The sequence below is a fragment of the Larkinella sp. genome (assembly GCF_965227735.1).
Classification (GTDB): Bacteria; Bacteroidota; Bacteroidia; order Cytophagales; family Spirosomataceae; genus Larkinella.
The window spans coordinates 2156718-2181232 of record NZ_OZ245776.1 but is presented as its reverse complement, the minus strand read 5'-3'; the positions used below and the strand labels follow the sequence as shown (position 1 = coordinate 2181232).

Here is a 24515-nt window from a genome sequence, read left to right as displayed (position 1 = left end):
GGAGTGGCTCGGTTTCTCCAGGTCTGCTGACGCTATGCTGTTGAGCCCCTAACGGGGCAAAAACTCGCTTGACCTTCTATCTTTACGATCCAGATACTGTGCCTGACGGCACTTTCCAGGCGTTGAATGAAGCCTTATTTTCCAAAGTAAAGTATGAAGCCCGTATGAAACCAAGCCGTCTGTTAATCTTATTCCTTCTGCTTTCAAAAACCGCTTTTGCCCAGGAAACAAATACCGTCGGCATGAAGCTGGTGACCATTCCCGCCGGGCGGTATTATAGGGGATCGGAGGGAGAAGGCGAAAACGCCGATGAAGCACCGGTGCACCGCGTGACGATCAGCAAACCGTTCCGGATGGCGGTCACCGAGGTGACCAATGCGCAGTACGAAGCGTTTGACCCTGAACATAAAAAGCTGCGCGGAAAAGCCGGTTTTTCCAAAGAAGATGACGAAGCCGTGGTGTTTGTGAACTACGCCGAAGCGGTGGCGTTCTGCGACTGGCTCAGTAAAAAAGAAGGCAAACTGTATCGGCTGCCGACCGAAGCTGAATGGGAATACGCCTGTCATGCCGGCACCGTTACCGATTTTTCGACGGGGCGGTTTTTACCCAACAGTTACCAGAAAAGTCAGAAAACCGACCGGACGCCGGTGGTAGTATCATTGAAAGTGGGGCAAAATCCTGCGAATCAATGGGGCTTGCAGGATCTGCACGGCAACGTCGAAGAGTGGTGCTCGGACTGGTACGGTCCCTACGAAGCCGCCGAACAGCGCGATCCTGTGGGCCGGGCAGCCGGTTTGTTCCGGGTGACGCGTGGAGGAAGCCACGGCACTCCGATGAATTATTTGCGGGCGACCAACCGCCTGGGCATGATTCCCGACGACAAACACTGGCTGGTGGGCTTTCGGGTGGTGCAGGCCGAAAAACCGGTCGGTCAGCCGCTTCCGGCCCTGCCAGCCAAAGCCAACGCGCAGAACATTTCCCAAAAACCGTTTTCGTGGAAAACCGTGTCGCCCTCGCAACCGGTTTTTCTGGAACCGATTCGCTACGCCAACAAACCGGCTTGTGATGCCGGGGTGACGTATTATTCGCACAACCACCAACCCGCCCTGAGCTGGTGTCCGAACGGTGATCTGCTGGCAATCTGGTTCTCGACCGAGCGGGAATCCGGGCGAGAAATGACGGTGGTGGCCAGTCGCTTGCGCGCCGGACAGCAACGCTGGGATGCACCCTCCGAATTTTTCAAAGTGCCGGATCGGAACATGACGGGCAGCTCGCTTTTCCACGACGGCAAAGGAACGATCTACCACATGAACGGCGTCGAAGCCAGCGGAGACTGGCAGAATCTGGCGATGGTTCTGCGCATCAGCCGCGACAACGGCGCGACCTGGTCGGCCCCGCAACTGGTGGCTCCGGAACATGAAAAGCGGCATCAGGTGATTGCCGGGCTGTTTCAGACGAAAGAAGGCTGGCTGGTGCAGGCCTGTGATGCGGACCCCAGTTCGTCGGGCGGAACGGCGGTTCACGTCAGCAAAGATGGCGGCAAAACCTGGGTGGCACCGTATACCGACCCGCAAAAACCGGATTATAAAACCGGTGCTTCCGGCGGACTGATTGCCGGGATTCACGCGGGGGTGACGCAGTTGAAAGACGGCAGCTTGATGGCATTTGGCCGCAACGATAACGTTTCGGGGGCCGACGGAATCCCCAAAATGCCGATGAGTGTATCGAAGGATATGGGCAAAACCTGGACGTATTCGCCCTCGGAATTTCCGCCGATTGGGGGCGGACAGCGGCTGATTTTCTACCGGCTGAACGAAGGCCCGCTGATGCTGATTGCGTTTACGCACCACCCCGAAGAACCCGACGAGACGAAGAAAGGCATGGTATTGACCGATGCCAGCGGAAAACCGTTCAAAAGCTACGGCATGTATGCGGCCCTTTCCTTTGACGAAGGCAAAACCTGGCCGGTGAAAAAGCTGTTAACCGACGGGAAATACCGCTACCTCAACGGTGGAGCCTGGACGGGTGCGTTTGAAATGAACGCAACAAATGCCGAACCGCGCGGGTATCTGGCCCTTACGCAAACGCCTGACAATCTGATTCATCTGATCAGCAGCAGCATTCATTACCGGTTTAATCTGGCGTGGCTGCAGCAGAAAATGGTGCAGGAAGTGGCCAAGCCGTAGAAGTTTGTCGTTGGGTTGAACAAAACCGCTCACTGTTAATTAAGATTCAAGGGATAATCGTTCTCTGAAATAGACTACAACATGGGTCATCCCTCCGGGATTTCATGCATTCGATCTTCCCGTGATTCGGTGGGCTAAACCCCACCGCTACAACATGGGTCATCCCTCCTGGATTATTAAATCCAAAAATCCCGGAGGGATTGAACAGCGCAGCGTCGGTAGATAAGGTGATTTTTCCCCTTCCCGCGTGCCGTCAGGCACGCAACTATTTTAGCAAGACGGTGGTCGCGTACCTCACGGCACGCGGAAACGTAACAAAACCGTCTTGACTACCGACGCTACGCTGTGGAGCCCCTAACGGGGAACAAACCGAACGGTTATTTCTTGAATTCTGATAAACCGGGGCGGTATTCATTAGCCGAAATATGATTCTCGTTTTACTTTTGCGGGATGGAACCGCTTCGCATTGCCACCGCCCAGTTTGAACACCGCAACGGTGATAAGGACTATAACCTTTCGATTATCCGCCAGTTAGCCGCGCAGGCAGCCCAACAGGGTGCCGACGTCATCGCTTTTCACGAATGCTCAATTACCGGTTATACCCACGCCCGGCACCTGTCGCGGGAACAAATGCTGGAACTGGCCGAACCCGTACCCGACGGCGACAGCATCCGGGCGCTGACCGATATTGCCCGCGAACACCAGATTATCGTTCTGGCCGGTTTGTTCGAAAAAGACGACCAAAATCGCCTGTATAAACCGTACGTGTGCGTGGATGAAAACGGGCTGGTTGCCAAATACCGCAAACTCCATCCCTTCATCAATCCGCATGTGTTGCCGGGTGATCAATACGTCGTGTTTGAAATCAAGGGCTGGAAATGTGGCATTTTGATCTGCTACGACAACAACATCATCGAGAACGTCCGGGCCACGACCCTGCTCGGGGCCGACATCATTTTTATGCCGCACGTCACAATGGGAACACCCTCGACCCGCCCCGGTGCCGGTTTTGTCGATCCGGCACTCTGGCAAAACCGGGAGCAGGATCCGACGTCGCTGCGGTTGGAATTTGACGGCATGAAAGGCCGCGCCTGGTTGATGAAGTGGCTCCCGGCGCGGGCCTACGACAACGGCATTTACGTGGTTTTTTCCAACCCGATTGGCATGGACGACGATCAGCTCAAAAACGGCTGCTCGATGATTATCGACCCCTTTGGCGATGTGCTGGCCGAATGCCGGGCGCTCGGCAATGATCTGGCGATTGCGCTTTGCACCCCGGAAAAGCTGACGCGGGCGGGCGGCTATCGCTACAAACTGGCCCGCCGACCCGAACTCTACCGGGACATTATCGGGCAGGAACATCAATCGGAACAAAAAGTCGTCTGGCTGAATACCGAAGCCGATTCGGCATCCTAAAGCCGATCCTGTACGCAGCCACTGGACTTCCTTTACCGGATAAAATCATCTTTTGTTTAACTCGCTTGAAACATGACAACCGGGTATTTGATCGACCTCGTCGGGACGAGTGTTTTCGCCATTTCGGGCGCCCTGTCGGCGTTGAGCAAAAAAATGTACCATGATTTGTTCGGGATCTTTTTTATTGGCTTCCTGACCGCTACCGGTGGCGGCACCCTGCGTGATGTGGTGATGGGAGCCTATCCCATCCCTTGGATCAGAGACCCGAATTACCTGATCGTGATCATGGGCAGCGTCGGCGTGGCGGTTTTAGGCCGTCGGTGGTGGCTCGGGAAACTGCGGAACGCACTGCTGTTCTTCGATACGCTGGGCATCGGTATTTACACCATTTTCGGTATGCAAAAAGCCCTGAGTCTGGACGTCAACCACTGGGCTGCCATTCTGCTGGGCATGATTTCGGCGCTCTTCGGGGGCGTTTTGCGGGACACGCTGGTGAACGACCTGCCTCTGATTTTCGACCGGCAGATTTACGCCACCGCCTGCCTGGCCGGTGCCATCATCTACCTGATCGGGCATACGCTGGAACTGGACCTAACCGTCAACTTCCTGCTTTCCGCCGGAACCATCACCCTGATTCGGCTGCTGGCCATCCGGAAAGGCTGGTCATTGCCCCGCATCAACAATCAGTGAATCGGATAGCCCAGGTTGCGTTTGATTTCTTTCAGCACAAAGGTGCTGTTTAGGGTGCCAATGTTCTCAATTTCAGACAGTTTGTATTTTACGAAGTTGTGGTACTCGTCTAAACTGCCGACGTGGATTTTCAACAGAAAATCGACCTGCCCGGCCATGTGGTAACACTCCTGGACTTCAACCAGCTTTTTGATTTCTTCTTCAAACTTGTTGATAAAGGCTTTGTCGTGATACCGCATCGACACCTGGCAAAACGTGGTAATCGGCTGGCCCAGCAGGTTTTTATCCAAAACCGCCACATACTGTTTGATAAAACCGAGACCTTCCAGCCGTTTGATCCGTTCGTAAACCGGTGAGAGGGTCAAGCCCAGTTGTGAGGCCAGTTCTTTGGTGGTCAGCTTGGCGTCTTCCTGCAAAAGCCGCAGCAGTTTTTTGTCGATTTCATCCAGTTGTTCCATGCCGAAAATTTTTCTTTTTCCAGTTTATAAACTCGTTCAATTCAGCAATACTATCTTATCAACTCTCTTATCACAACAGAATTAACTGATTTATTTCACGAATTCCTAAAAAAAGTCTGTCGAATTATCGTTCAACAACAAAGTAAACCGCTTGGTGCAGGGGAAGGAGCCGCCCCTTGCGTCAGGCTATCAGGCATGTTTGGCGAGCCAGTCCAGAATATAATCGGCGTCTTCTTTCCAGGTTGGTTGGCCCAGTACGTAGTGGTTGCGCCCCGGAAATTCCTTGTAATCCAGCACCGAACCGTTAGGCTTATACGCTTTAAAATTCCGGTAGTTTAAATGGGCGGGGATGATGTTGTCGATCTCGCCGGAGGTAAGCAGGAGCGGAGCGTGCGGTTTGGCAAAATCCACTTTGGCGGCACTGGTCAGCCCCCCGCGGGCAACGGTTTTCGATTCCGGAATCGTGTTTTCGTCGTACGCTTTTTGTTGCTCGGCCAGCGGCATGTTATTCACGAAAGCATACTGCCAGTCCTTGAAAGACATCAGGTAGGTTTTCTTGAGCGACGTAAACAACCCGAGGGCTTTCCAGCCAGCTTTCAGAAACGAAAATTCGTAGGGAAATACGCCTTGTGGCGGCACGGAATGAATGGCGACGGCGGCAGCCGCCAGATCGCGGCTCACCAGAATCTGCGTGATTAAACCGCCCAGCGAGTGTCCGATAATGATCGGTTTTTCGGGCAGGCTTTTGGCAATAGCCGCGTAGTGGTCAACGAGTTCGCCCAGGGTCAGGGCGGCCAGGTCGGTGTCGTTTGGCTGGCGGTTTCTCAATTCGGCTGCCGTGCCGTTTTTGTAGGGCCAGGCCGGGGCGATGGTTTTGTAGCCTTTGCTTTCAAAATAGGCTTTCCATTCATCCCAGCCACTGTTGGCGACGAAGGCTCCGGTAATAAACAGGACGGTTTTGGTTTTACTGGCTTTCATGATCGTATTGTTTAGAAGGTATGTTTTCGTTTGTCGTTCAGCGATTTGAACAGGACAAAATTCGGCAGGATCGCAATCAATATTTTTAACCCGGGTTAAGAAAGCGAAACCGGGCGAAAAAACTTTTTGGAGCAAACAACCCAAATTTTTTACCGGAATAGGTGACTTCTTCCAACTTCCTTCGTCCAACCTTATAGAAAGCCGAGAGACGGACATTCACACCACCAACCTTGCTTATTGCCATGAGAAAATCAACCCTTGCTCTGGCCGCCCTGGCCCTCTTTTTCGTTCTGGCTTCTATCGCTGGTAGTGGTATCTGGAGTATTCTTGGCGGCCTGATTGCGGCCGGGCTGGGCATAACGGCCGGTATTGTTCAATCGGCGGAATGGGTCGACGAACACGATTACTTTATTCCTGACCCGGATGCGTCCCATGTGTCCCGCATAAAAACCCGCGCACTGATTTCCAATACGCACTGAATCGATTCCGAATCAGTGATTTATACGAATTTTTTTGAAAGCTGATTGGTGAATTACCCCGTTGTCAGCGCCCGACCATTCTTTTTCGGATGCGGCTCAGCGACGGTCCCTGAATCCCGAGGTACGACGAAATGTGGTAGAGCGGAATCGCGTTGTAAAGATCCGGATGCTGTTCAATCAGTTCCACATACCGTTGTTCCGGGGTTTTAAACAGAAAATCTTCCGCCCGCTCCATCGCCAGATTAAACGCCCGCTCGGCCACCAGCCTTCCAAAATGCTCCCACGGTTGCGATTGCGCGTAGAGCTGGTTGATGTGGTTGATGTGAATGTACAGAATGGTGGAATCGACCATCGACTCCGTGTAATAATTGCAGGGCGTCTGGTTGACAAAACTCTTGTAGGAAACGACGATCTGGTTCTGCGTAAAAAAGAAAACGTTCTTTTCTTCAGCGGTTTCCTCATTCACATAATACGTCCTGAAAACGCCGTCCAGAATAAAACCGAGGTGTTTGCAGACATTCTTGTACTCATTGTAAAACTCGCCTTTCCGGTAGTGTTTCTTTTGCCAATAGGGAATGGACAAGGCGAAGGCTTCCTCGTCCATTCCCGCAAACTGGTTCAGGGCATAACCCAGTAAATCGATTTCCGTCATTGCCGGTTACTTTCCTTTCGATTCTTTTTCCTTCATCAATTCCGCTCGCTGGTCGTCGCGCAGGGTCGGGTATTTGATGCCCAACTGCTCCAGGTAGGTTTTGTATTTGGTCGGATCGTAGTAGTATTTCTTCAATTCCGGCTTGAATTTCGTCATGATCTCCTTGTTCAGATACACCGCCGGGTATTCTTTCGGTGAAATGAGGGGCGTGTATTTGATTTCTTTGGTCTGTTCTTTGGTGTAGTAGTCCCACGCATTTTTGATGATTTCGGGCTTCAGCAACATGTCCAGCAACGTCATGGCTTCCGCTTTAGCACCCGCTACGACGCCTTTGTGGGCAATCGGCGTGGCCATCGAAATGGCGTTCGACCAGTGGTGGCCCGGCAAGCCCGGAATGTTGGACGGATACCGCAACACAACCGTCGGCAGCGACCACGCGATGTCGGCAATGTCGTCAGAACCGCCCCCCATCGAGGTCATCATCTGGCCGCCCATCATGGCGGTTGGTGCCGAGGGCGATTTCATGCTGTCCAGTTTCATCGCCAGCCCTTCCACTTTGGGCGCCTGCAATTCTTTCTGCGAGGCTTTGGCCAGCATCTGGTCTTCCTCCGACCAAACCGGCAAGCCTACTTTCCGGATGTTGGCGTCCATGGCTTCCGCAATCGGTTTGTTGAAGTGCCCCGGCCAGGCCGAACCCAGAATTTCGTACGTGAACTTGGTATCCGTCATCAAGGCCGCACCTTCCGCAATTTTAACGCCGGTTTCGTAAAGTTTCTTGATTTTGGGGTATGACCGCTCGCGGAAATAATACCAGACGGCGGCTTTTGAGGGCACCACGTTGGGCTGGTCACCACCGTCGGAAATGACGTAGTGCGACCGTTGGGTCAGTTCGAGGTGTTCGCGCCGGAAGTTCCAGCCGATGTTCATGAGTTCAACAGCATCCAGCGCACTTTTGCCCCGCCAGGGCGCACCGGCTGCGTGAGCCGCCTGTCCTTCAAACGTAAATTTTACCGACACGATCCCATTGTTACCCGCATCGCCGTGCGACACGCCGAGGTTGTTGCCAACGTGCGTAAAAATGCAGGCATCCACATCCTTGAAATAACCGTCGCGAACGTAGAAGGCTTTGGCACCCACCAGCTCCTCGGCCACTCCCGGCCAGAGCATCAGCGTCCCCGGTATTTTCTCCCGTTCCATCAGTTGCTTGACGGCCAGGGCCGCAACGATGTTCAGGGCCTGACCGGAGTTGTGGCCTTCGCCGTGACCCGGTGCACCTTCGACCAGCGGATCGTGGTAGGCCACGCCCGGTTTCTGGCTGGCTTTCGGAATGCAGTCGACGTCGGAACCGATGGCGATGACGGGTTTGCCGCTTCCCCAGGTCGCAATCCAGGCCGTCGGCATGTTGGCAATGCCTTTCTGTACCTTAAAGCCTTCTTTTTCGAGCAAAGTCGTCAGGTACTTGAAGGTTTCGTCTTCCTGAAAACCCAGTTCCGAAAAGCTGAAAAGCATGTCGTTGATTTGCTGCGCCTGGTCTTTCCGCTTGTCGATGTCGGCGACGGCTTCCTGTTTCAGGCGCTCCAGTTTGTCGGGAGCCTTGGCTTTTTTCGATTGTGCTAAAAGTAACGCGGGCGTCACCAGAAGCAAAAAAAAGATTTTTGTAAAGTTTTTCATGGAATAGCCAAATTTTATTTGAAGATTAGTCGATAAAGCGTTTAAATATACGGCATAAATGCATAAGTGCGTTCTATTTTGTTCGTTAACTTTCATTTCCCGGTATTGGCAGAATTGTTACCTTTGCGGCTGATTTCCTGTATCGTTTCACTTGATTGATAGAAAACAAATGGAGAAAATTAAAGTGGCAAATCCGGTTGTCGAACTGGATGGTGACGAAATGACCCGAATTATCTGGAAGTTTATCAAAGACAAACTCATCCTACCCTACATCGATGTTGACATTAAATACTACGATCTGGGTGTAGAATACCGCGATGAGACCAACGACCAGGTGACGATCGATGCCGCCAATGCCATCAAAGAATACGGTGTCGGTATCAAATGCGCCACCATCACGCCCGACGAAGACCGTGTCAAAGAATTCAATCTGAAACAAATGTGGAAATCGCCGAACGGCACCATTCGGAACATTCTGGACGGTACGGTTTTCCGCGAACCCATCGTAATCAAAAACGTGCCGCGTCTGGTTACCAACTGGACGGCCCCGATCATCGTTGGTCGGCACGCTTTCGGTGACCAATACCGGGCGACGGATTTTCTGGTACCGGGCAAAGGCAAGCTGACGATGAAGTTCGAAGGCGAAGACGGCACCGTGCAGGAATACGAAGTGTACAAATTCCAGGGGCCGGGTGTGGCCATGGGCATGTACAACGTGGACGAATCCATCCGGGGTTTTGCCCATGCGTGTTTCAACATGGCGTTGCAGAAAAACTGGCCGCTGTACCTGTCGACCAAAAACACGATCCTGAAAAAATACGACGGTCGTTTCAAGGATATTTTCCAGGAAATTTACGAAGCCGAATTCAAGGCGAAAGGCGTTCACTACGAACATCGCCTGATCGATGACATGGTGGCATCGGCCCTGAAATGGGAAGGTAACTTTGTCTGGGCGTGTAAAAATTACGACGGCGACGTTCAGTCGGATACCGTAGCCCAGGGTTTCGGTTCACTCGGTTTGATGACGTCCGTGCTGGTGACGCCCGATGGCAAAACGATGGAAGCCGAAGCGGCCCACGGCACGGTGACGCGCCACTACCGCGAACACCAGAAAGGCAACCCGACTTCGACCAACCCGATTGCCTCGATTTTTGCGTGGACGCGCGGTCTGGCTTTCCGGGGTAAACTGGACGGCAACCAGGCGCTGATCGACTTCAGCCTGGCGCTGGAAGAAGTGTGTGTCGAAACCGTGGAGAGCGGAAAAATGACGAAAGATCTGGCGTTGTCGGCTTTCCCGAGTGGCACCAAACTCGTCGCTGGCGAACACTACCTCAATACCGAAGATTTCCTGGAAGCACTGGATCAGAATCTGAAAGTGAAACTGGGTTAATTATAGTAGGACTTTCGCTTTTGCCCCTAAATCCCCTAAAGGGGACTTGGACGCAGCTTAACTCGGATGCTATAAGTCCGGCAGCGGCCGACCGCCCTTTAGGGGATTTAGGGGCAAAAGCGAAAGTATAAAGAATTATCAGACGTAAGTCCTATATAAAAACGTCCTGAGCAAAACACCTGTGAGGTTTCAAAAACCTTGCAGGTGTTTTTTTGTATTTTTCGCCAAATTCAACCCGCAGAGTGCCCTAAACCCGCCAAACCGTATGAAAAGAAACACCGCTACCTCTCTGGTTCTGTGGCTGCTGCTGGCGACGCTGGCCAATCCCGGTTTTACGCAGAAAAAAACCGCTGTTAAAAAAGCCCCATTGCTGAGTGATCGTCAGCGCTGGCTGGCCGAAATGGATAAAATGGTTCGCCCGGTTTTGCGGAGTCTGGCGCACGACAGCCTCCGTATCGTGATGCCCCAGATCACCTCCCAACGGGTCGACAACAAGGCGCAGCGGATTCAGGTGCAGTATCTGGAAGTGCTGGGGCGGGTGTTGAGCGGCATCGCGCCCTGGCTGCAAGGGGAAGGCGGAACGGCGGAAGAGGTGGCGCTGCGCAACCAATACCGGCAGTGGACGCTGAAAGGGCTGTCGAACGCGCTGGATTCGACAAAGAAGGATTATATGCGGTTTGATGTGGCCGCCCAGCAACTGGTCGATGCTTCGTTTCTGGCTTTTGCGTTCGTAAGGGCACCCTGGCTGTGGGAAAACCTGGATACAACCACCCGAAACTGCCTGGTCAACGGATTTAAAACGACCCGCCGGTATCGCCCCGGTTTTTCGAACTGGCTGCTGTTTTCGGCGATGACCGAAGCCTTTTTTTGCAAGTACGGCTACGAGTGGGACCCCATGCGCGTCGATTATGCCCTCCAACAACTGGAGCAGTGGTATGTGGGGGATGGGATGTATTCTGACGGGACGCACTTTGCGTTCGACTACTACAACAGCTACGTCATGCAGCCCTATCTGGCTGCGATTACCGGGATCATCAACGGAAAAAATGGGTCATACAAAGACATGACGCTGAAAATAAAGAAGCGCAATGAACGCTATGCCGTGATTCAGGAGCGATTGATCAATACAGATGGTACCTTTCCCGCGACGGGCCGTTCGATCATTTACCGGGGTGCGGCTTTTCATCACCTGGCAGACATGGCCTGGCGCAAAGCCCTGCCCGAACAACTCAAACCGGCGCAGGTTCGCGGTGCCCTGACGGCGGTTTTGACAAAAACGCTGGAGAGTCCTTCGACGTATCGCAATGGCTGGCTGACGCTCGGCCTGTATGGATCACAGCCGGACATTGCCGACGTTTATAATGCGAATCAAGAGTTGAATTAGACTAAAATGGACAAACGCAGTCTGAGATGTAAGTTTGTAGAATGCTACAACTACAACTTATTGCTCTCTACGACTACGTTTGCCGGTGCTATGATAGGCACTTGTGCTTACATTTCCAACGGCAAAGTAATAATCGACAACCCGATTTTACTGACCAGGAACTGATAACGATTTATCTGTTTGGGCTGCTTAAACAACGCTACACCATGCGACAGAGTTATGATTACATCGTGGATCACTGGCTGGATTGGTTTCCTAAACTACCCTCTTATCAAGCCTTCAACTACCGACTCAATCAAGTGAGCTGGCAATTCGAGGTATTGATCGATGAGCTAGTTCATCAGTTGCAGACCCGACCTTGTCATCACCACATTAGCCTGGTCGATTCCCTGCCGATCATTGTCTCCAAACGGCCTTATCAAGCTAAAGTAGCTCGGGACTGGGCCGATAAAGGATTCTGCGCGACTAAAAAGCTGTACTACCACGGCCTTAAACTGCACTTTGTGGGCTTTGATCGCCGGGAGACGATTCCTTTGCCGGAGCATTTTTACTTTACTCCCGCATCGGCCAATGACCTGACGGTTCTCAAACAGACCACGTTGCCCTATGTAGAGCAACGGATCCTGGTCGGAGACAAAATCTATGCTTCGGCCCCTTTGCAAGCGCAGCTTTGTCAGCAGCAGGTCGAAATGGTGACGCCCATTAAACTTAAAAAGGGTCAAAAACGGCTGGATGCCGCCGACCAGCTTTATTCGAGTTATGTCAGTTCGATCCGTCAGCCGGTGGAATCGTTCTTTAATTGGCTAATTGAAAAAACTCACATCCAAACGGCTTCCAAAGTTCGTTCTCAGAAAGGGTTGCTACTGCACTGTCTGGGTAGGCTGGCCGCAGGGCTGTACATGATGGCTTTCATCTCTTGATTCGCATTTATAATAATCAGGGCAGTCCGTACCTCTGCACCGCCCTTTTCCTGCCGCTCGGTTTGCCCGATTCCGACCCGTTCTGGGCCGATGCACCGGTCAAATGGAGTTCACAGCGCATCTGGAGTGGCGAAGATTTCCCCAATGATCATAGCGTGGATTTGCGGTAACCCATTTAAGGCAAGGTTTTTAGCAGAAAACCGATGGTCAGGCTTACCCCGGAGGGGTTTTCTGTCAATAGAGACTTCTTATTCTTTGTCATTTCAGCCCCAGAAGGGGCGTTCTAATGGCTATTTCGGTGTTTGAGGCCGCCCCTCCCGGGGCTTACCCCACGGGCTGGTCCTGCGTAGCTATTGACAGAAAACCCCTTCGGGGTAAAATGGTGATCGAATTAATGAAACCGCTGCAAAAATCACCTTTAGGCTAGGTCGGCTTTTTGGATTAACCGACGAATAGGCTATAGCAGGCAAACCGCTTTACTTCCGCTTCCGGCCGTTGTAATTTCCCTTGTATCGGTTGGTGCTTTCTTTTTTGGCACTTCCCAAAAGCCGTTCGAGCAAATCCGGGCGGTTGAGCTTGGTCAGCCGGTCGCGAATCCAGTTTTTATATTCCGGTTTGTACCAGAAGAAATAGTTATTCTGGTTCTTCTTTTCCTCCCGGGTTTTCGCGGTTTTCACCGGTTTCAGCGTGTAGGGATGAACGCCGGAGTAATAGATCACTTCGGCCACTGTCATCGGCGTGGGCGTAAAGTCCTGCACCTGTTCGAGCTGGAAGCCAAGGTCTTTGGTTTCGGCCGCCAGGTTGGCCATATCCTGCTCTTCACAACCGGGGTGCGACGAAATGAAGTACGGAATCAGCGGCTGCTTGAGGTTAAATTTTTCCTGAATCTTGTCGTATTTCTCCTTGAAGAGCCTGAAGTACTTGAACGACGGTTTCCGCATTACCCGCAGCGTATCGTCGGACGTGTGCTCGGGCGCGACCTTCAACCGACCCGACACGTGGCGCGTAACGAGTTGCTCCATGTATTCGTCGTGGTTGCCGTCGGCGTTGTTTTTATTGAAATCATCGACCAGCAAATCGTAGCGCACGCCCGAACCCACAAACGCCTTTTTGATGGCCGGGTGGGCGTCGACTTTGCGATACAACTCCGTCATCGGCTTGTGCGAGGTATCGAGGTTCGAGCAAATCACCGGGTGAATGCAACTCGGGCTCTGGCACCGGGCGCAGATCGACTCGTCTTTGCCTTTCATCTTGTACATATTGGCTGATGGGCCGCCCAGATCCGAGATGTAGCCTTTGAACTCGGGATGCTTCGTAATTTCTTCGACTTCTTTCAAAACCGATTTCTCGCTCCGGGAAGCAACGAACTTACCCTGGTGCGCCGAGATGGTGCAGAAACTACAGCCGCCAAAACAGCCCCGGTGCATGTTCACCGAGAACTTGATCATTTCGTAGGACGGAATCGGCCCCCGTTTTTTGTATTTCGGGTGCGGCAGACGGGTGTAGGGTAAATCGAACGACTGGTCGATTTCGGCTTCCTCCATCGTCTTGAACGGCGGGTTGATCACCAGAATCTGGTCGCCGACTTTCTGAAGAATCCGGTTGGCCTGCCACTTGTTCGACTCCACCTCCACAATTTTGAAGTTGGCCGCATACTTGATTTTATCTTCCAGACAGACCTCGTGGCTTGCCAGTTCAACCGAACTCCACTCATTGTAATCGCGTAGTTCGGTGCTGGCATCGTGCAGAAAAGCCACCTGATTGATGTTCCGCATCGAAGAAAACGGCACGCCCTGTCGCGCCAGTTTCAGGATTTCGCGGAGGGGTTGCTCGCCCATGCCGTACACCAGCATATCGGCCCCGGCATCCACCAGAATCGACGGCATCAGCTTGTCCTGCCAGTAGTCGTAATGGGTTACCCGACGCAGCGAAGCCTCGATGCCGCCGAGCAAAACCGGCACATCGGGGTAAATTTCTTTCAGGATTTTGGTATAGACAATGGTGGCATAGTCGGGCCGGAAACCCGCTTCACCGCCGGGCGTATAGGAATCGTTGGAGCGCAGGCGCTTGTTGGCCGTGTAGTGGTTGACCATCGAATCCATACAACCTGCCGTAACGCCAAAGAAGTATTTGGGTTTGCCAAACTTCCGGAAATCGCGCAGGTCGTCTTTCCAGTTGGGTTGGGCAATGATGGCGACCCGAAAGCCCTCACTTTCCATGATGCGGCCAATCACGGCGGTTCCAAAAGCCGGATGGTCTACGTAAGCATCCCCTGAAACAAGCACAATATCAACTTCATCCCAGCCTCTTTTTTCGACTTCTTTCATCGTTAGAGGCAACCAGTCTGTCAGGGGTCTTTCAATCATGAGCACGTGAATTAGCTATCTCAGAACCATCGAAATTACGAAATAATTCATTCAAAGCCCTAATCTATCGTGGATTGCAACGGTCTTACGGCTTGGCGTGCCGCATTTCCAGCCCCACCGACGTCCGGGGTTTAAAACCCGCCCACGGTTCGGTTTCGGAGGTTTCCGGCAGGTTCAGGTACTTTGCATAATCAAGTTTCTTGAGGTGAATGCCCAGAAAAGCGGTGACAAAATGCTGGTTGATGTTGTTGATCCGGCGTTCGTTCCAGGCGGGTTCCGAAAAATGCTGGTAATCGTCGAGCGGCTGGCCGGGTTTCAGCGTAGCGGCCGGGGGCGGATTGGGGGCCACGTTGTGCCGGGCGTTGACGTAGGTCAGCAAATACCGGTCGGCATTGACGGCACCGTCGTAAATGGCTTTGATGCCTTTTTCATAGCCCGAAACGTCGTCTTTGCTGCCAGCCACAAACAGCGTCGGCCCGGTCAGACCCGCCAGCCCTTCGGCGTCCCAAACGCCCCGTTCCATGCCCCAGGGCGCAAACGCCACCGTGGCTTTGATGCGCGGATCAATCGTGGCTTTGTAGCCGGGATCGCTCAGGGTGCGGGTTTGCAGGGCCGTGCTGCCCCCCGCCAACTGACCGAAGAATTTGACGGCCTGCGCGCTATACCCGGCACCCATCACGTTGAGCGCGCCGTAGCCCCCCATCGAGTAGCCGATCAGGGCGGTGTTGTCGGTATTGACCAAACCGCTCAGAAAACTGTTGGAATTTTTGGCACTGAGCCGCGCCATTTCGTTCAGCACAAACAGGTCGTCGAGTGAGCGGTTCAGCAGGGTGCTCGGAAAACCGCTCAGATCCTGGTACGTCGATTCAGTGTGGCCGATGGACACGACGACGTAACCTTTGGATGCCAGATTCTCCGTCAGATACGTCAGCAACAGCCGCGAACCCGGATACCCGTGCGACACAATCACCAGCGGATAGGTGCCACCGGCCGGATCGGGATCGGCTTCGCGCAAGGCCCGGCCGCCAAACGTAAACGGCACCAGCGGACGTTTGGGGTCGTTTGCGCGGCCCAGAGCGTCTTCGTAGGTGACGAGTTGCGGTTTCCCCGCCGGTAGTTTGGCGGGATACCACACTTCAACCGTTAGTGGCCGATCATAGAGCGAACTTTTGCCTTCTTTGGTATGCAGTACATCGACCTGGGCCGTGTGAATGAGTTTCAAGGTTCGAACACCGACGGCGTGGGGGCCGCGCGGAGCCAGCTCCGGGGCGTCGGGCAGGAGGTCACCGGGTAGAAAGGCGTCGGTGGCTGGCTGAGCGTGGGTCAGAAGGCTGACGCCCAGCAACAGAACGAGGAGCAGATTTTTCAAGGTAACAAGTTGGTTTGTACGGAATCGTTTCTGTGCGGGGAAGCCCCGTCGCGGTGGCTGGATGAGCTTCTACTGAAAGAGAAACCCGGAGCCAAACTACTCTGCAAAAACCGCTGATTCCAACCCGCAAATTCGCTACTTTTGCGGGTCAACAAAACGCCATTCATGTATATTCTCTACGCCATTCCGAATTGCGATACCGTGAAAAAAGCCCGCGTCTGGCTGGCTGAACACGGTATTGCGTACCAGTTTCACGACTACAAAAAACAGGGCATCGACCGGAAAACGATTGAACACTGGCTGACGCAAAAGCCGTGGGAAGAACTGGTGAACCGCGCCGGAACAACCTGGAAAAAACTGCCGGATGCTGAAAAACCGACCCGAATGGAAGACGCCATTGCGCTGATGATCGATAAACCGTCGGTGATTCGCCGGCCGCTAATCGAAACAGAAAATCAGATTATTGCGCTCGGGTTTAAACCGGAAGTCTACGAAAATGTGTTCTCAGCGTAGTAACGTATAAAACCGGGAGTTGATGAGCAAACGAACGCTGGATTCGCCGGAAGCCATCCGGTTTTTGGTGGATTCATTTTATGAGAGAGTACAGGCCGACGACTTCATCGGCCCCATTTTTACCGATGTCGCCCACGTCGACTGGGCGAAGCATTTACCCAAAATGTACGCGTTCTGGGAAAACATTATTCTGGGTAACGACGCCTACCACGGCCATCCGTTTCGGCCCCATTTGCTCATCAATCAGCAACATACGCTGACGCTCGACCATTTTGAACGGTGGTTGATGCTGTTTTCGGAAACGCTCACGGAACATTTTGAGGGAACCAATGCCGAGCTAACCCGCCAGCGCGCTACGCAGATTGCGCTGGTCTGGAATCATAAATTCGAGTACATCAACAACGATTCGCATATGGGCGGCTGATCGCTGGTCGAGATTACAAATCTGAACCAGCAATTCTACCCGCCTGAACCAGCAATAAAACACGATGCGCCTGAAAACGCTCTTCAGCAAGGTCACCACCGGGTTAGGGTATTTCCTGATTTTTGGCGTGGCACTCTATGCCCTGGCCTATTTTCTGCCGGGCTACCAACCCGGTTTTCTCACCAGCAAGCCGGTGAGCAACCTGTTCTGGCGAACGGTCTTCTTCACCCATGTGGGTTTGGGTGCTGTTGCGTTGAGTCTGGGGCCGTTTCAATTTTCCCGCCAACTGCGCCAGCGCCGGGTCGGGTTACACCGGCGACTGGGGAAACTCTACGTGTTCAGCATCCTGGTAGCGAGCGTGGCCGCATTCTGTGCAGCCTGGTTTGCCAGCACGGGCTGGGTGGCGGCTGTGGGGTTTGCCGGGTTGGCCATCGCCTGGTTTTACACGACGTTCCGGGCCTACCGGGCGATTCGTCAGGGCCAGATTCGCCGTCATCAGGAATGGATGTTCCGCAGTTATGCGGCCACATTATCGGCGGTAACACTCCGAATCATTTTACCCGTCGAACTGGCGGTTTTTCACCTGCCGTTTTCGATGGCGTATCCCATTGTTGCCTGGTTATGCTGGGTGCCAAATCTGGTTTTGGTGGAGTGGTGGCTATCGCGAAGAAATCGGGCCAATACCGCCGGTGTGGTCTGGAATGGCTAAATGAGCAACGTCCTATAATCCGGTATTTTTGTTTCGCCGACAGCGTTCACTGCAATATTTCACCTCGCTCCAGACGGTTTCCCATTTTTTTCGCCAGCTAAACGGCCTTCCACAAACCACGCAGATTTTTGTGGGCAAATCCTGCTTTTTCATCTAGTCAGTTTCTCCGGCGAAATTGGGCAGCGACTGCGGGCGGGCATACGGAAACTGGGCGATTTTTGCCAGTTTATAATAGCTGTTCAAGCCCGAAATACCCACATCGTCCACGTGGCTCAGGTCAATATGTCCCTGCGCATCGACGGCTTCGTCCGGCACGATCAGATGCTCGATTTCGCCGATGATCAGCATTGTGTTGTTGGCTTCAATCGGAATGCCCTGCAAAAACTTCAGGCCCAGTTTCAACTTGCTTTCTCTGACAAAAGGCGCTTTAAAACCGGAAAGGTACTCTTCCGTCAAGCGGCATTTGTCAAACTCCGACTCGTCGCGTTTGAATTTTGCGGAGGTATAATGGGCCTGTTCCGCAAACGATTCGTGAACGTGGTTGATGGTGTAAAAACCGGTTTCCAGAATGTTTTCGTAGGTATGCTGCCCCGCTTCCCGGTCGGGCCGCAGGATGAACCCCAGCAGGGCGGGATTGCTTCCCAAATGAATCACCGAACTAAAAATGGCCAGATTGGATTGCCCTTCGTTCGAAACCGATCCGATGAGGTTGGCCGGTTTGATGCCGGTAACGGAGTTGATGATGTTCAGACGTTTGATTCGCTCGGTGGTTTCAAGGTCTGCTTTGGTCAGGTGCATGATGTTCACGGTTGTAAGGTAGCTAACAAATGTAGAACGCATTTGGCGTTAGTTGATCCCCATTGTGGCGAATTTCTAACATATTCAAAAGTCATTAACCAAGTAAATCTTGAGCCTGGCTTAAAATCTACTTGATTAATCTGGAAACCTGTCGCCTTCTGATCGGTTTTTTGCATCTTCTGACACCTTCCATTCGCAGTCAATCAGCGAACTTTACAGCCTGATAAACAACACCATACCATGAACATGAAACATTACACCAGAACCGGGTTCCTGCTTCTGGCGGTTTTCGCGGGCTTGCCCGGCCCGGAAGCCCGCGCCCAGCAACTGCGGGTGGCCTATTTCGGCGAAACCGTCACCCACTACGGGCTGAAAGTGGCCTACGAATACCCACTCATTTCCCGCATCAAAACCCGCAATTCGGCGCGGAAAGAATTTCTGCTGACACCCGGACTGGCGGTCTACAATCACCCCGACAACCACGTGGGCCTCATCCTTTCGCCCGAACTGGCCTACCAGCGGACGGGTCGGCGGGGCGGCACCTTTGAAGTCGGGCTTTCCAACGCCTATTTCCGGTATTTTCTGGCGGGAAAAACCTTCGAGGTCGACGAAAACGGCGGCTTTCGGCGGGTCAAAATGGCCGGTCGCGGGGCTTATCTGCCAACGGTTTCGGTCGGTTTCGGACGCGATTTGTCGATTCGGAAAAACCGCTCACTCGCCTGGTATGCCAAGCTGAACCTGATGCAGCAACGGCCCTACAACGCATCAACTTTGATGCGCTTTGGAATCGAATGTGGTATTCGCAAACCCTTGAAAAACAAATGAAAACGATCTATAAATACCTGTTTCTATTCATGGCGGTTTCGCTCGTTGCCTGCGAAAAAGACGACGAAACGACGACCGACCGAACGCTCTATTTACGGCACAAAGGCGCGGATATGCCCATCTGGGTGCGCGGCAATCTGGCGTCGAACAAACTGGTTCTGTTTTTGCACGGCGGTCCCGGCGACTGCGCCATGTGTTACCGGCATTACCTCAAAGGGCTGGAAAACGATGTGGCTGTGGCCTATTGGGACCAGCGGATTGCCGGGTCGTCGTCGGGGAAAGTGGATGTGAAAACGTTGACGTATGAGCAGTTCGGCGAAGATGCGTATTACGTTGTGAAGCTTTTGAAAGAACAATATCCCAATACCCGAATTTATCTGGTGGCGCATAGTTTCGGCGTGGAACTGGCGTGGCAATTTCTGACGACGAATGACAACCAGAAGCTGGTCAGTGGCTTGATCGCGGTTAACGGGACGTTTTCGACCTACCGCTGGCTGGTGCAGATGCGGGAGTGGGTGTTGCGTGAAGCGCGGCTGCAAAAAAATACCGCCATCGAGCAGTACGTTCAGGCCCGGCCTATCACCGCCGAGAATCTGGGAACCTACGAGTGGCCCGAACTCTACAAACGAATGCTCGACCTGGACGGTAATCCGGTTTCGATTTACGACGATACGAAGTTTGTAATCAATTATTTATTTGCCTCACCCAACACCGCTCTGGCCCAATTCTCGCATCCAAAAGCCTATACCGAATACGGCGAAACGACCATCCGGGGATATGACCGGAGCGCAGGATTGAAGAACATCCAGATTCCGGTGGCCTTGTTCTGGGGCAAAAAAGATGGCGTGGTTCCCATCGAAATTGGCTACGAAACCCGGGAGTTGCTGACCAAAACCGCGCCGACGTTTGTGACGTTCGATCAGTCGTACCATGAACCATTTATATCGGAAACCGACCGGTTTGTGGCCGAAGTGTTGAAATTTGTCAGGTAAAAAGTCGCCCGGACGCCCGGTTTTGTCGTTTGGTTGGAAGGTTCACAGGCTAATTTTCGCCCCGAATTGGAACGCGAACCGGATCGATCTTGTGTTGTGGTGGAATGAATCAACAAACCATACCATGAGCAACACAACAGAACAAGCAGCATCGACCTTCAAAATTGGGGGCGATCTGGAAATCAACCGCTTGGGCTACGGCGGAATGCAACTGACCGGTTTTGGGGTGTGGGGCGATGCACCAAATCGGGAAACGGCAAAGGCGGTTTTGCAAAAAGCCGTGGAGTCGGGCGTGAATTTTATCGATACGGCGGATTCGTACGGCCCGCATACCAATGAAAAACTGATTGCCGATGCCCTGCATCCGTATCAGCAAGGACTGATCATTGCCACCAAAGGCGGTTTTGACCGAACCGGCCCCAATCAGTGGGTGATCAACGGCGATCCGGATCACATCCGGCAGGCGATTGACGGCAGCCTGCAGCGGCTGAAACTGGAGCGCATCGACCTTTGGCAGCTCCACCGGTTTGACCCCGACATCCCGGTTGAAGAAACCCTCGGGCCGGTCGTAGAAGCCGTTCAGGCGGGAAAAATTCGCCATGTCGGTTTGTCCGAAGTGGGCATCAGGGAGATTGAACGGGCCGAAAAGATGCTGCCAATCGTGTCGGTCCAAAACCTGTATAACCTCGGCAACCGGAGGTGGGAAGCCGTTCTGGATTACACCATTCAGCGCGGCATGGCGTTCATTCCCTGGTATCCCCTGGCGTCCGGGCCGAAGAAACTGGCCGCCAAAATCCGGGAAATCGCGGAGAAACACGAGGCCACCACGGCGCAAATCGCCCTGGCGTGGTTACTGAAACGCTCATCCAACATCCTGCTGATTCCCGGCACCAGCTCGCTCGATCACCTGAATGAGAATCTTGCTGCCGACCAGATTGTGTTGTCGGACGATGATTTCGCGGCTTTATCGGAATAAATCGCAGCCCGTCTGAGTGCGTTTTCAGCGTCTACCAGCTAACGGTTTTTTCCACTACCCGGGGATTTTGGCAATCAGGGTCATTCGTCGAAATGAGGAAAGTCATGCGGCATCCACGCTAATTACCGTACTTTTGCATAAAATCCACGAGTTATGAAAATTGCTTTTTTCAGCACTGCCGCTTACGAACGGGACTGGTTTATCCGGTACCAGGCGCACCACACCATCACGTTTATCGACGAGATTCTGACCGAACAAACCTGTCACCTGGCCAGCGGTTACGAAGCGGTTTGTGCGTTCGTGGAAGATGATTTGAGCAAACCGGTTCTGGAATCGCTCCGGTCGCTGGGCATTCAGTTGGTTGCCATGCGTTGCGTGGGGCTGGACAACGTCGATCTGGAAGCCGCTGACGAACTGGGCATCACGGTTTTACACGTGCCGGGCTATTCGCCCTATTCCGTCGCCGAACACGCCGTTGCGTTGCTGATGGGACTGGTTCGGCACATTCCGCAGGCATACGAACGGGTTCAGCAGGGCAATTTTTCCATCAATGGACTGACGGGCCAGGATTTACACGGAAAAACCGTCGGTGTGATCGGTACGGGGCATATTGGACAGTCTTTTTGCCAGATCATGCTGGGGTTTGGTTGTCGGGTGCTCGCGTTCGATATCAAACCTCATCAGCCGCTGCTCAACGCGGGCGTCCGTTACGTTGCCCTGCCAACGCTCCTGGCCGAATCCGACGTGATCTCACTGCATTGTCCCCTGAACGCCCAAACCCGGCAACTTCTGAACGCACCGGCTTTGTCGCAACTGAAACCGACGGCCATTGTGGTCAACTCCAGCCGGGGTGGGCTGGTCGATACCGCAGCGGTGCTGGATGCGCTGGATGCCAACGCGTTGGCCGGGTATGCGGCTGACGTGTATGCGAATGAGAAGAAGTGGTTTCACCGGGATTTTTCCGGTCAGCCCATCACCGACGACCTGCTCAACCGCTTGCGGACGCACCCAAGGGTGTTGCTGACGGCCCACCAGGGATTTCTGACCGAGGAAGCACTGCAGCAGATTGCCCACCGGCTGATCCTCCAGATTTCGTTCTACCAGAATAGTCGGCAGGAAGGCATCAGCAAGCTGTCGATGTGACCGGTTTCGGAAAACCGCACACACAGATTCGTTTTTCTTTCGGCCAGAATTTGAGTTGACAACTCTCTCGTGTAGCTTTACACCATCGTTTTCGGACGAGCGTGTTTCACTTAGCCATCACATCCATTACGAAATTGCTTCGCCACCTGCCTAATGCCATGACCTGCGGCAACCTGCTGTGCGGATGCATTGGTTTGGTGATGACCCTGCGCGGCCATTCCGACACGGCAGCCTGGCTCATCCTGCTGGCCGGTGTGCTCGATTTTGGCGACGGTTTTGTGGCCCGGCTGGTTCATGTGTCGGGGCCGTTTGGGAAAGAACTGGATTCACTGGCCGACGTCGTGACCTTCGGCGTTTTGCCGGCCACGCTGGTTTATCAGGCCCTGTGGTCGCTGGGGATGGGAAACTGGTCGTATCTGGCCTTCACCATTGCGGTTTTAGCCGCCTTGCGACTCGCCAATTTCAACATCGACACCCGCCAGTCCGATCAGTTTATTGGTCTGCCGGTTCCGGCCAACACCATCTTCATTGCGGCTTTTCCGCTCATGGCCCACTACCAGCCGCAGTTTGCTTTTCTGTGGCAAAACCCCATCACGCTGTTTCTTCTGATTGTTTTTTCGTTTATGATGGTGGCCGAATTGCCCTTGCTGGCGTTCAAATTCAAATCCTTCGGCTGGCGTGAAAACCGCATAAAATTCAGTTTTCTGATCGGATCGGCAATTCTGTTGTTATTTTTGCACTTCGCAGCCGTACCGCTGGTGATCGCTTTATACATTTTGATCTCATACTTTGCTAAAAACAAGACGTGACGGATTGAATTTTTACCGCTAAATTCCCGCACTGCTTATCTTCTTCAAACATGAAATACGTTGCTGAAATTGACATAATGCCCCAGAAGGAAATTCTGGATCCACAGGGCAAAGCCGTAAAACTGGGACTGCACAACCTCCACATCGATTCGGTGGGAGACGTCCGGATTGGCAAACACATCCGTCTGGAAGTCGAAGCGGAGTCGGAAGAAAAAGCGAAGGAAACGGTCGATACGGCCTGCCGCCAACTGCTTGCCAACCTGATTATGGAAGAATACACGTTTTCGATTCAGGGTGTGTAGTCAATCGGCCTTTCCCTTCTCATGACCTATTCCACCATCACCGGTCTGGGGTTTTACGTCCCCGAAAACGTTGTCACGAACCAGGATCTGACGCAGTACATGGATACGTCGGACGAATGGATTCGGGAACGCACCGGGATTGAGCAACGGCGGTATTTTACTTACGGAAAAGACACCAACGCCAGCATGGCCGCGGCTGCTTCCCGCATGGCCATCGATCGCGCGGGTTTACAAACGGCTGACATTGAGTTGATTGTCTTTGCGACAATCACGCCCGATTATTTCTTCCCCGGCTCGGGCTTCCTGATGCAGCGCGAATTGGGGCTGGAGGGCATCGGCGTCATCGACATCCGCAACCAGTGTTCGGGCTTTGTCTATGCCCTGTCCATCGCCGACCAGTTCATCAAAACCGGCATGTACAAAAACGTGCTGGTGGTGGGTTCCGAAATTCAATCGACCTGGATCAACAAAAGCAACCAGGGCCGGGGCGTGGCCGTGATCTTCGGCGATGGGGCCGGAGCCGCCGTTTTGCAGGCCACCGACGACCCGGAACACCGCGTTCTGTCTACCCACCTGCACGCGGATGGGCGCTATGCCGAAGACCTCTACGTTCGCGATCCGGGTAGCAGCCGGCCGTCGCGCTCGGCCACCAAAGAGATGGTCGACGAAGGCGGTTTTGATGTCGTCATGAACGGCAATGCGGTTTTCAAACACGCCACGGTGCGGTTTGCAGAAGTGATCAACGAAGCACTAAAAGCGAACGGTTATGGCCCCGAAGACATTTCGCTGCTGGTACCCCACCAGGCCAACATTCGCATTTCGGACTACGTTCGCCAGCAACTAAAGCTGCCCGCCGAAAAAGTATACAACAACATTCAGCGGTATGGCAACACCACGGCCGCATCCATCCCCATTGCCCTGACCGAAGCCTGGGAACAGGGCCGCATTCAACCCGGCGACGTGGTTTGTCTGGCGGCTTTCGGCAGCGGTTTCACTTGGGCCTCCGCGCTGATAAAGTGGTGAATTATTGTAGAATAAAGAGGTGAGACAAGAGAATAAAGACAG

26 protein-coding genes are annotated in these 24515 nt (G+C 53.3%); 18 read left to right on the top strand and 8 right to left on the bottom strand.

Going from position 1 to position 24515, the window contains the following annotated elements; genetic code table 11:
• The first annotated feature begins 164 nt into the window (after window positions 1-164).
• From ACO064_RS08275 to ACO064_RS08265, 3 genes are all read left to right on the top strand, one after another.
• Complete coding sequence (locus ACO064_RS08275; protein WP_421826914.1) at window positions 165-2186, top strand: SUMF1/EgtB/PvdO family nonheme iron enzyme; 2022 nt, start codon at window positions 165-167, stop codon at window positions 2184-2186.
• Window positions 2187-2636: 450 nt separating this feature from the next.
• Window positions 2637-3602 carry a nitrilase family protein gene (locus ACO064_RS08270; protein WP_421826913.1) on the top strand — a complete coding sequence of 322 codons (966 nt, stop codon included), beginning with the start codon at window positions 2637-2639 and terminating at the stop codon, window positions 3600-3602.
• 72 nt (window positions 3603-3674) lie between these two features.
• A complete protein-coding gene (locus tag ACO064_RS08265) occupies window positions 3675-4292 on the top strand; it encodes a trimeric intracellular cation channel family protein (protein ID WP_421826912.1) in 618 nt (205 codons plus the stop codon).
• Here the strand turns inward: ACO064_RS08265 and ACO064_RS08260 are convergent.
• Window positions 4286-4750: an Lrp/AsnC family transcriptional regulator gene (locus ACO064_RS08260; RefSeq protein WP_114408801.1), complete on the bottom strand. Its 465-nt coding sequence runs from the start codon at window positions 4748-4750 to the stop codon at window positions 4286-4288. The two genes, ACO064_RS08265 and ACO064_RS08260, sit on opposite strands and share 7 nt — an antisense overlap.
• Before the next feature lie 189 nt (window positions 4751-4939).
• Entirely contained in the window at window positions 4940-5728 is a 789-nt protein-coding gene (locus tag ACO064_RS08255; RefSeq protein WP_421826911.1) for an alpha/beta hydrolase, read from the bottom strand.
• Window positions 5729-5970: 242 nt separating this feature from the next.
• Here ACO064_RS08255 and ACO064_RS08250 point away from each other — a divergent pair, with 242 nt between their 5' ends.
• Window positions 5971-6207 carry a hypothetical protein gene (locus tag ACO064_RS08250; RefSeq protein WP_421826910.1) on the top strand — a complete coding sequence of 79 codons (237 nt, stop codon included), beginning with the start codon at window positions 5971-5973 and terminating at the stop codon, window positions 6205-6207.
• Window positions 6208-6271: 64 nt separating this feature from the next.
• Here the strand turns inward: ACO064_RS08250 and ACO064_RS08245 are convergent, their stop codons facing one another.
• On the bottom strand, window positions 6272-6859 hold the full coding sequence (locus tag ACO064_RS08245; RefSeq protein WP_421826909.1) for a Crp/Fnr family transcriptional regulator: 588 nt from the start codon (window positions 6857-6859) through the stop codon (window positions 6272-6274).
• Between the two features lie 6 nt (window positions 6860-6865).
• Entirely contained in the window at window positions 6866-8530 is a 1665-nt protein-coding gene (locus tag ACO064_RS08240; RefSeq protein ID WP_421826908.1) for an amidohydrolase, read from the bottom strand.
• 169 nt (window positions 8531-8699) lie between these two features.
• Here ACO064_RS08240 and ACO064_RS08235 point away from each other — a divergent pair, with 169 nt between their 5' ends.
• From ACO064_RS08235 to ACO064_RS08220, 4 genes are all read left to right on the top strand, one after another.
• Window positions 8700-9920 carry an NADP-dependent isocitrate dehydrogenase gene (locus tag ACO064_RS08235; protein ID WP_421826907.1) on the top strand — a complete coding sequence of 407 codons (1221 nt, stop codon included), beginning with the start codon at window positions 8700-8702 and terminating at the stop codon, window positions 9918-9920.
• 265 nt (window positions 9921-10185) lie between these two features.
• Window positions 10186-11304: a DUF2264 domain-containing protein gene (locus tag ACO064_RS08230; protein WP_421826906.1), complete on the top strand. Its 1119-nt coding sequence runs from the start codon at window positions 10186-10188 to the stop codon at window positions 11302-11304.
• Between the two features lie 41 nt (window positions 11305-11345).
• Window positions 11346-12224 carry an IS982 family transposase gene (locus ACO064_RS08225; protein WP_421826662.1) on the top strand — a complete coding sequence of 293 codons (879 nt, stop codon included), beginning with the start codon at window positions 11346-11348 and terminating at the stop codon, window positions 12222-12224.
• Window positions 12221-12394, top strand: coding sequence for a DUF2264 domain-containing protein (locus ACO064_RS08220; RefSeq protein ID WP_421826905.1), 174 nt, complete (start codon window positions 12221-12223; stop codon window positions 12392-12394). Before ACO064_RS08225 ends, ACO064_RS08220 begins: the two co-directional genes overlap by 4 nt.
• A 306-nt stretch (window positions 12395-12700) precedes the next feature.
• On the opposite strand, the gene ACO064_RS08215 is transcribed toward ACO064_RS08220, so the two are convergent.
• Window positions 12701-14590, bottom strand: coding sequence for a YgiQ family radical SAM protein (locus ACO064_RS08215; RefSeq protein WP_421826904.1), 1890 nt, complete (start codon window positions 14588-14590; stop codon window positions 12701-12703).
• A gap of 85 nt (window positions 14591-14675) precedes the next feature.
• On the bottom strand, window positions 14676-15959 hold the full coding sequence (locus tag ACO064_RS08210; RefSeq protein WP_421826903.1) for an alpha/beta hydrolase family protein: 1284 nt from the start codon (window positions 15957-15959) through the stop codon (window positions 14676-14678).
• A gap of 165 nt (window positions 15960-16124) precedes the next feature.
• Here ACO064_RS08210 and ACO064_RS08205 point away from each other — a divergent pair, with 165 nt between their 5' ends.
• From ACO064_RS08205 to ACO064_RS08195, 3 genes are all read left to right on the top strand, one after another.
• A complete protein-coding gene (locus tag ACO064_RS08205; protein WP_421826902.1) occupies window positions 16125-16472 on the top strand; it encodes an ArsC family reductase in 348 nt (115 codons plus the stop codon).
• Between the two features lie 22 nt (window positions 16473-16494).
• Entirely contained in the window at window positions 16495-16896 is a 402-nt protein-coding gene (locus ACO064_RS08200; protein ID WP_421826901.1) for a group III truncated hemoglobin, read from the top strand.
• A 64-nt stretch (window positions 16897-16960) separates the two neighbouring features.
• Window positions 16961-17605, top strand: a complete 645-nt coding sequence (locus ACO064_RS08195; protein ID WP_421826900.1) for a DUF2306 domain-containing protein — start codon at window positions 16961-16963, stop codon at window positions 17603-17605.
• Window positions 17606-17617: 12 nt separating this feature from the next.
• Here ACO064_RS08195 and ACO064_RS08190 read toward each other — a convergent pair whose 3' ends face one another.
• Both ACO064_RS08190 and ACO064_RS08185 read right to left on the bottom strand, forming a co-directional pair.
• Window positions 17618-17758: a DUF2256 domain-containing protein gene (locus ACO064_RS08190; RefSeq protein WP_114408815.1), complete on the bottom strand. Its 141-nt coding sequence runs from the start codon at window positions 17756-17758 to the stop codon at window positions 17618-17620.
• Window positions 17759-18445, bottom strand: a complete 687-nt coding sequence (locus ACO064_RS08185) for a flavin reductase family protein (RefSeq protein ID WP_421826899.1) — start codon at window positions 18443-18445, stop codon at window positions 17759-17761.
• Between the two features lie 198 nt (window positions 18446-18643).
• Here ACO064_RS08185 and ACO064_RS08180 point away from each other — a divergent pair, with 198 nt between their 5' ends.
• The 7 genes from ACO064_RS08180 to ACO064_RS08150 all read left to right on the top strand — a co-directional run bounded on the left by ACO064_RS08180 (window position 18644) and on the right by ACO064_RS08150 (window position 24473).
• Window positions 18644-19228: a hypothetical protein gene (locus tag ACO064_RS08180; protein WP_421826898.1), complete on the top strand. Its 585-nt coding sequence runs from the start codon at window positions 18644-18646 to the stop codon at window positions 19226-19228.
• The gene (locus ACO064_RS08175; RefSeq protein ID WP_421826897.1) at window positions 19225-20220 is read left to right on the top strand and encodes an alpha/beta fold hydrolase; all 996 of its coding nucleotides are present in this window, start codon (window positions 19225-19227) and stop codon (window positions 20218-20220) included. The genes ACO064_RS08180 and ACO064_RS08175 overlap by 4 nt, the downstream gene beginning before the upstream one ends.
• A gap of 124 nt (window positions 20221-20344) precedes the next feature.
• Entirely contained in the window at window positions 20345-21196 is an 852-nt protein-coding gene (locus ACO064_RS08170) for an aldo/keto reductase (protein ID WP_421826896.1), read from the top strand.
• Between the two features lie 153 nt (window positions 21197-21349).
• Entirely contained in the window at window positions 21350-22339 is a 990-nt protein-coding gene (locus ACO064_RS08165; RefSeq protein ID WP_421826895.1) for a 2-hydroxyacid dehydrogenase, read from the top strand.
• Between the two features lie 125 nt (window positions 22340-22464).
• The gene (gene pssA, locus ACO064_RS08160) at window positions 22465-23148 is read left to right on the top strand and encodes a CDP-diacylglycerol--serine O-phosphatidyltransferase (RefSeq protein WP_421830999.1); all 684 of its coding nucleotides are present in this window, start codon (window positions 22465-22467) and stop codon (window positions 23146-23148) included.
• A gap of 50 nt (window positions 23149-23198) precedes the next feature.
• Window positions 23199-23450, top strand: a complete 252-nt coding sequence (gene purS, locus ACO064_RS08155) for a phosphoribosylformylglycinamidine synthase subunit PurS (RefSeq protein ID WP_114408823.1) — start codon at window positions 23199-23201, stop codon at window positions 23448-23450.
• Between the two features lie 21 nt (window positions 23451-23471).
• On the top strand, window positions 23472-24473 hold the full coding sequence (locus ACO064_RS08150) for a 3-oxoacyl-ACP synthase III family protein (protein ID WP_421826894.1): 1002 nt from the start codon (window positions 23472-23474) through the stop codon (window positions 24471-24473).
• The last annotated feature ends 42 nt before the right edge of the window (window positions 24474-24515 follow it).

Coding starts and splice junctions, on each gene's coding strand:
- ACO064_RS08275 (WP_421826914.1), top strand. CDS start 165: ATGAAACCAAGCCGTCTGTTAATCTTATTCCTTCTGCTTTCAAAAACC.
- ACO064_RS08270 (WP_421826913.1), top strand. CDS start 2,637: ATGGAACCGCTTCGCATTGCCACCGCCCAGTTTGAACACCGCAACGGT.
- ACO064_RS08265 (WP_421826912.1), top strand. CDS start 3,675: ATGACAACCGGGTATTTGATCGACCTCGTCGGGACGAGTGTTTTCGCC.
- ACO064_RS08260 (WP_114408801.1), bottom strand. CDS start 4,750: ATGGAACAACTGGATGAAATCGACAAAAAACTGCTGCGGCTTTTGCAG.
- ACO064_RS08255 (WP_421826911.1), bottom strand. CDS start 5,728: ATGAAAGCCAGTAAAACCAAAACCGTCCTGTTTATTACCGGAGCCTTC.
- ACO064_RS08250 (WP_421826910.1), top strand. CDS start 5,971: ATGAGAAAATCAACCCTTGCTCTGGCCGCCCTGGCCCTCTTTTTCGTT.
- ACO064_RS08245 (WP_421826909.1), bottom strand. CDS start 6,859: ATGACGGAAATCGATTTACTGGGTTATGCCCTGAACCAGTTTGCGGGA.
- ACO064_RS08240 (WP_421826908.1), bottom strand. CDS start 8,530: ATGAAAAACTTTACAAAAATCTTTTTTTTGCTTCTGGTGACGCCCGCG.
- ACO064_RS08235 (WP_421826907.1), top strand. CDS start 8,700: ATGGAGAAAATTAAAGTGGCAAATCCGGTTGTCGAACTGGATGGTGAC.
- ACO064_RS08230 (WP_421826906.1), top strand. CDS start 10,186: ATGAAAAGAAACACCGCTACCTCTCTGGTTCTGTGGCTGCTGCTGGCG.
- ACO064_RS08225 (WP_421826662.1), top strand. CDS start 11,346: ATGCTACAACTACAACTTATTGCTCTCTACGACTACGTTTGCCGGTGC.
- ACO064_RS08215 (WP_421826904.1), bottom strand. CDS start 14,590: ATGATTGAAAGACCCCTGACAGACTGGTTGCCTCTAACGATGAAAGAA.
- ACO064_RS08205 (WP_421826902.1), top strand. CDS start 16,125: ATGTATATTCTCTACGCCATTCCGAATTGCGATACCGTGAAAAAAGCC.
- ACO064_RS08200 (WP_421826901.1), top strand. CDS start 16,495: ATGAGCAAACGAACGCTGGATTCGCCGGAAGCCATCCGGTTTTTGGTG.
- ACO064_RS08195 (WP_421826900.1), top strand. CDS start 16,961: ATGCGCCTGAAAACGCTCTTCAGCAAGGTCACCACCGGGTTAGGGTAT.
- ACO064_RS08190 (WP_114408815.1), bottom strand. CDS start 17,758: ATGAAAAAGCAGGATTTGCCCACAAAAATCTGCGTGGTTTGTGGAAGG.
- ACO064_RS08185 (WP_421826899.1), bottom strand. CDS start 18,445: ATGCGTTCTACATTTGTTAGCTACCTTACAACCGTGAACATCATGCAC.
- ACO064_RS08180 (WP_421826898.1), top strand. CDS start 18,644: ATGAACATGAAACATTACACCAGAACCGGGTTCCTGCTTCTGGCGGTT.
- ACO064_RS08175 (WP_421826897.1), top strand. CDS start 19,225: ATGAAAACGATCTATAAATACCTGTTTCTATTCATGGCGGTTTCGCTC.
- ACO064_RS08170 (WP_421826896.1), top strand. CDS start 20,345: ATGAGCAACACAACAGAACAAGCAGCATCGACCTTCAAAATTGGGGGC.
- ACO064_RS08165 (WP_421826895.1), top strand. CDS start 21,350: ATGAAAATTGCTTTTTTCAGCACTGCCGCTTACGAACGGGACTGGTTT.
- purS (WP_114408823.1), top strand. CDS start 23,199: ATGAAATACGTTGCTGAAATTGACATAATGCCCCAGAAGGAAATTCTG.
- ACO064_RS08150 (WP_421826894.1), top strand. CDS start 23,472: ATGACCTATTCCACCATCACCGGTCTGGGGTTTTACGTCCCCGAAAAC.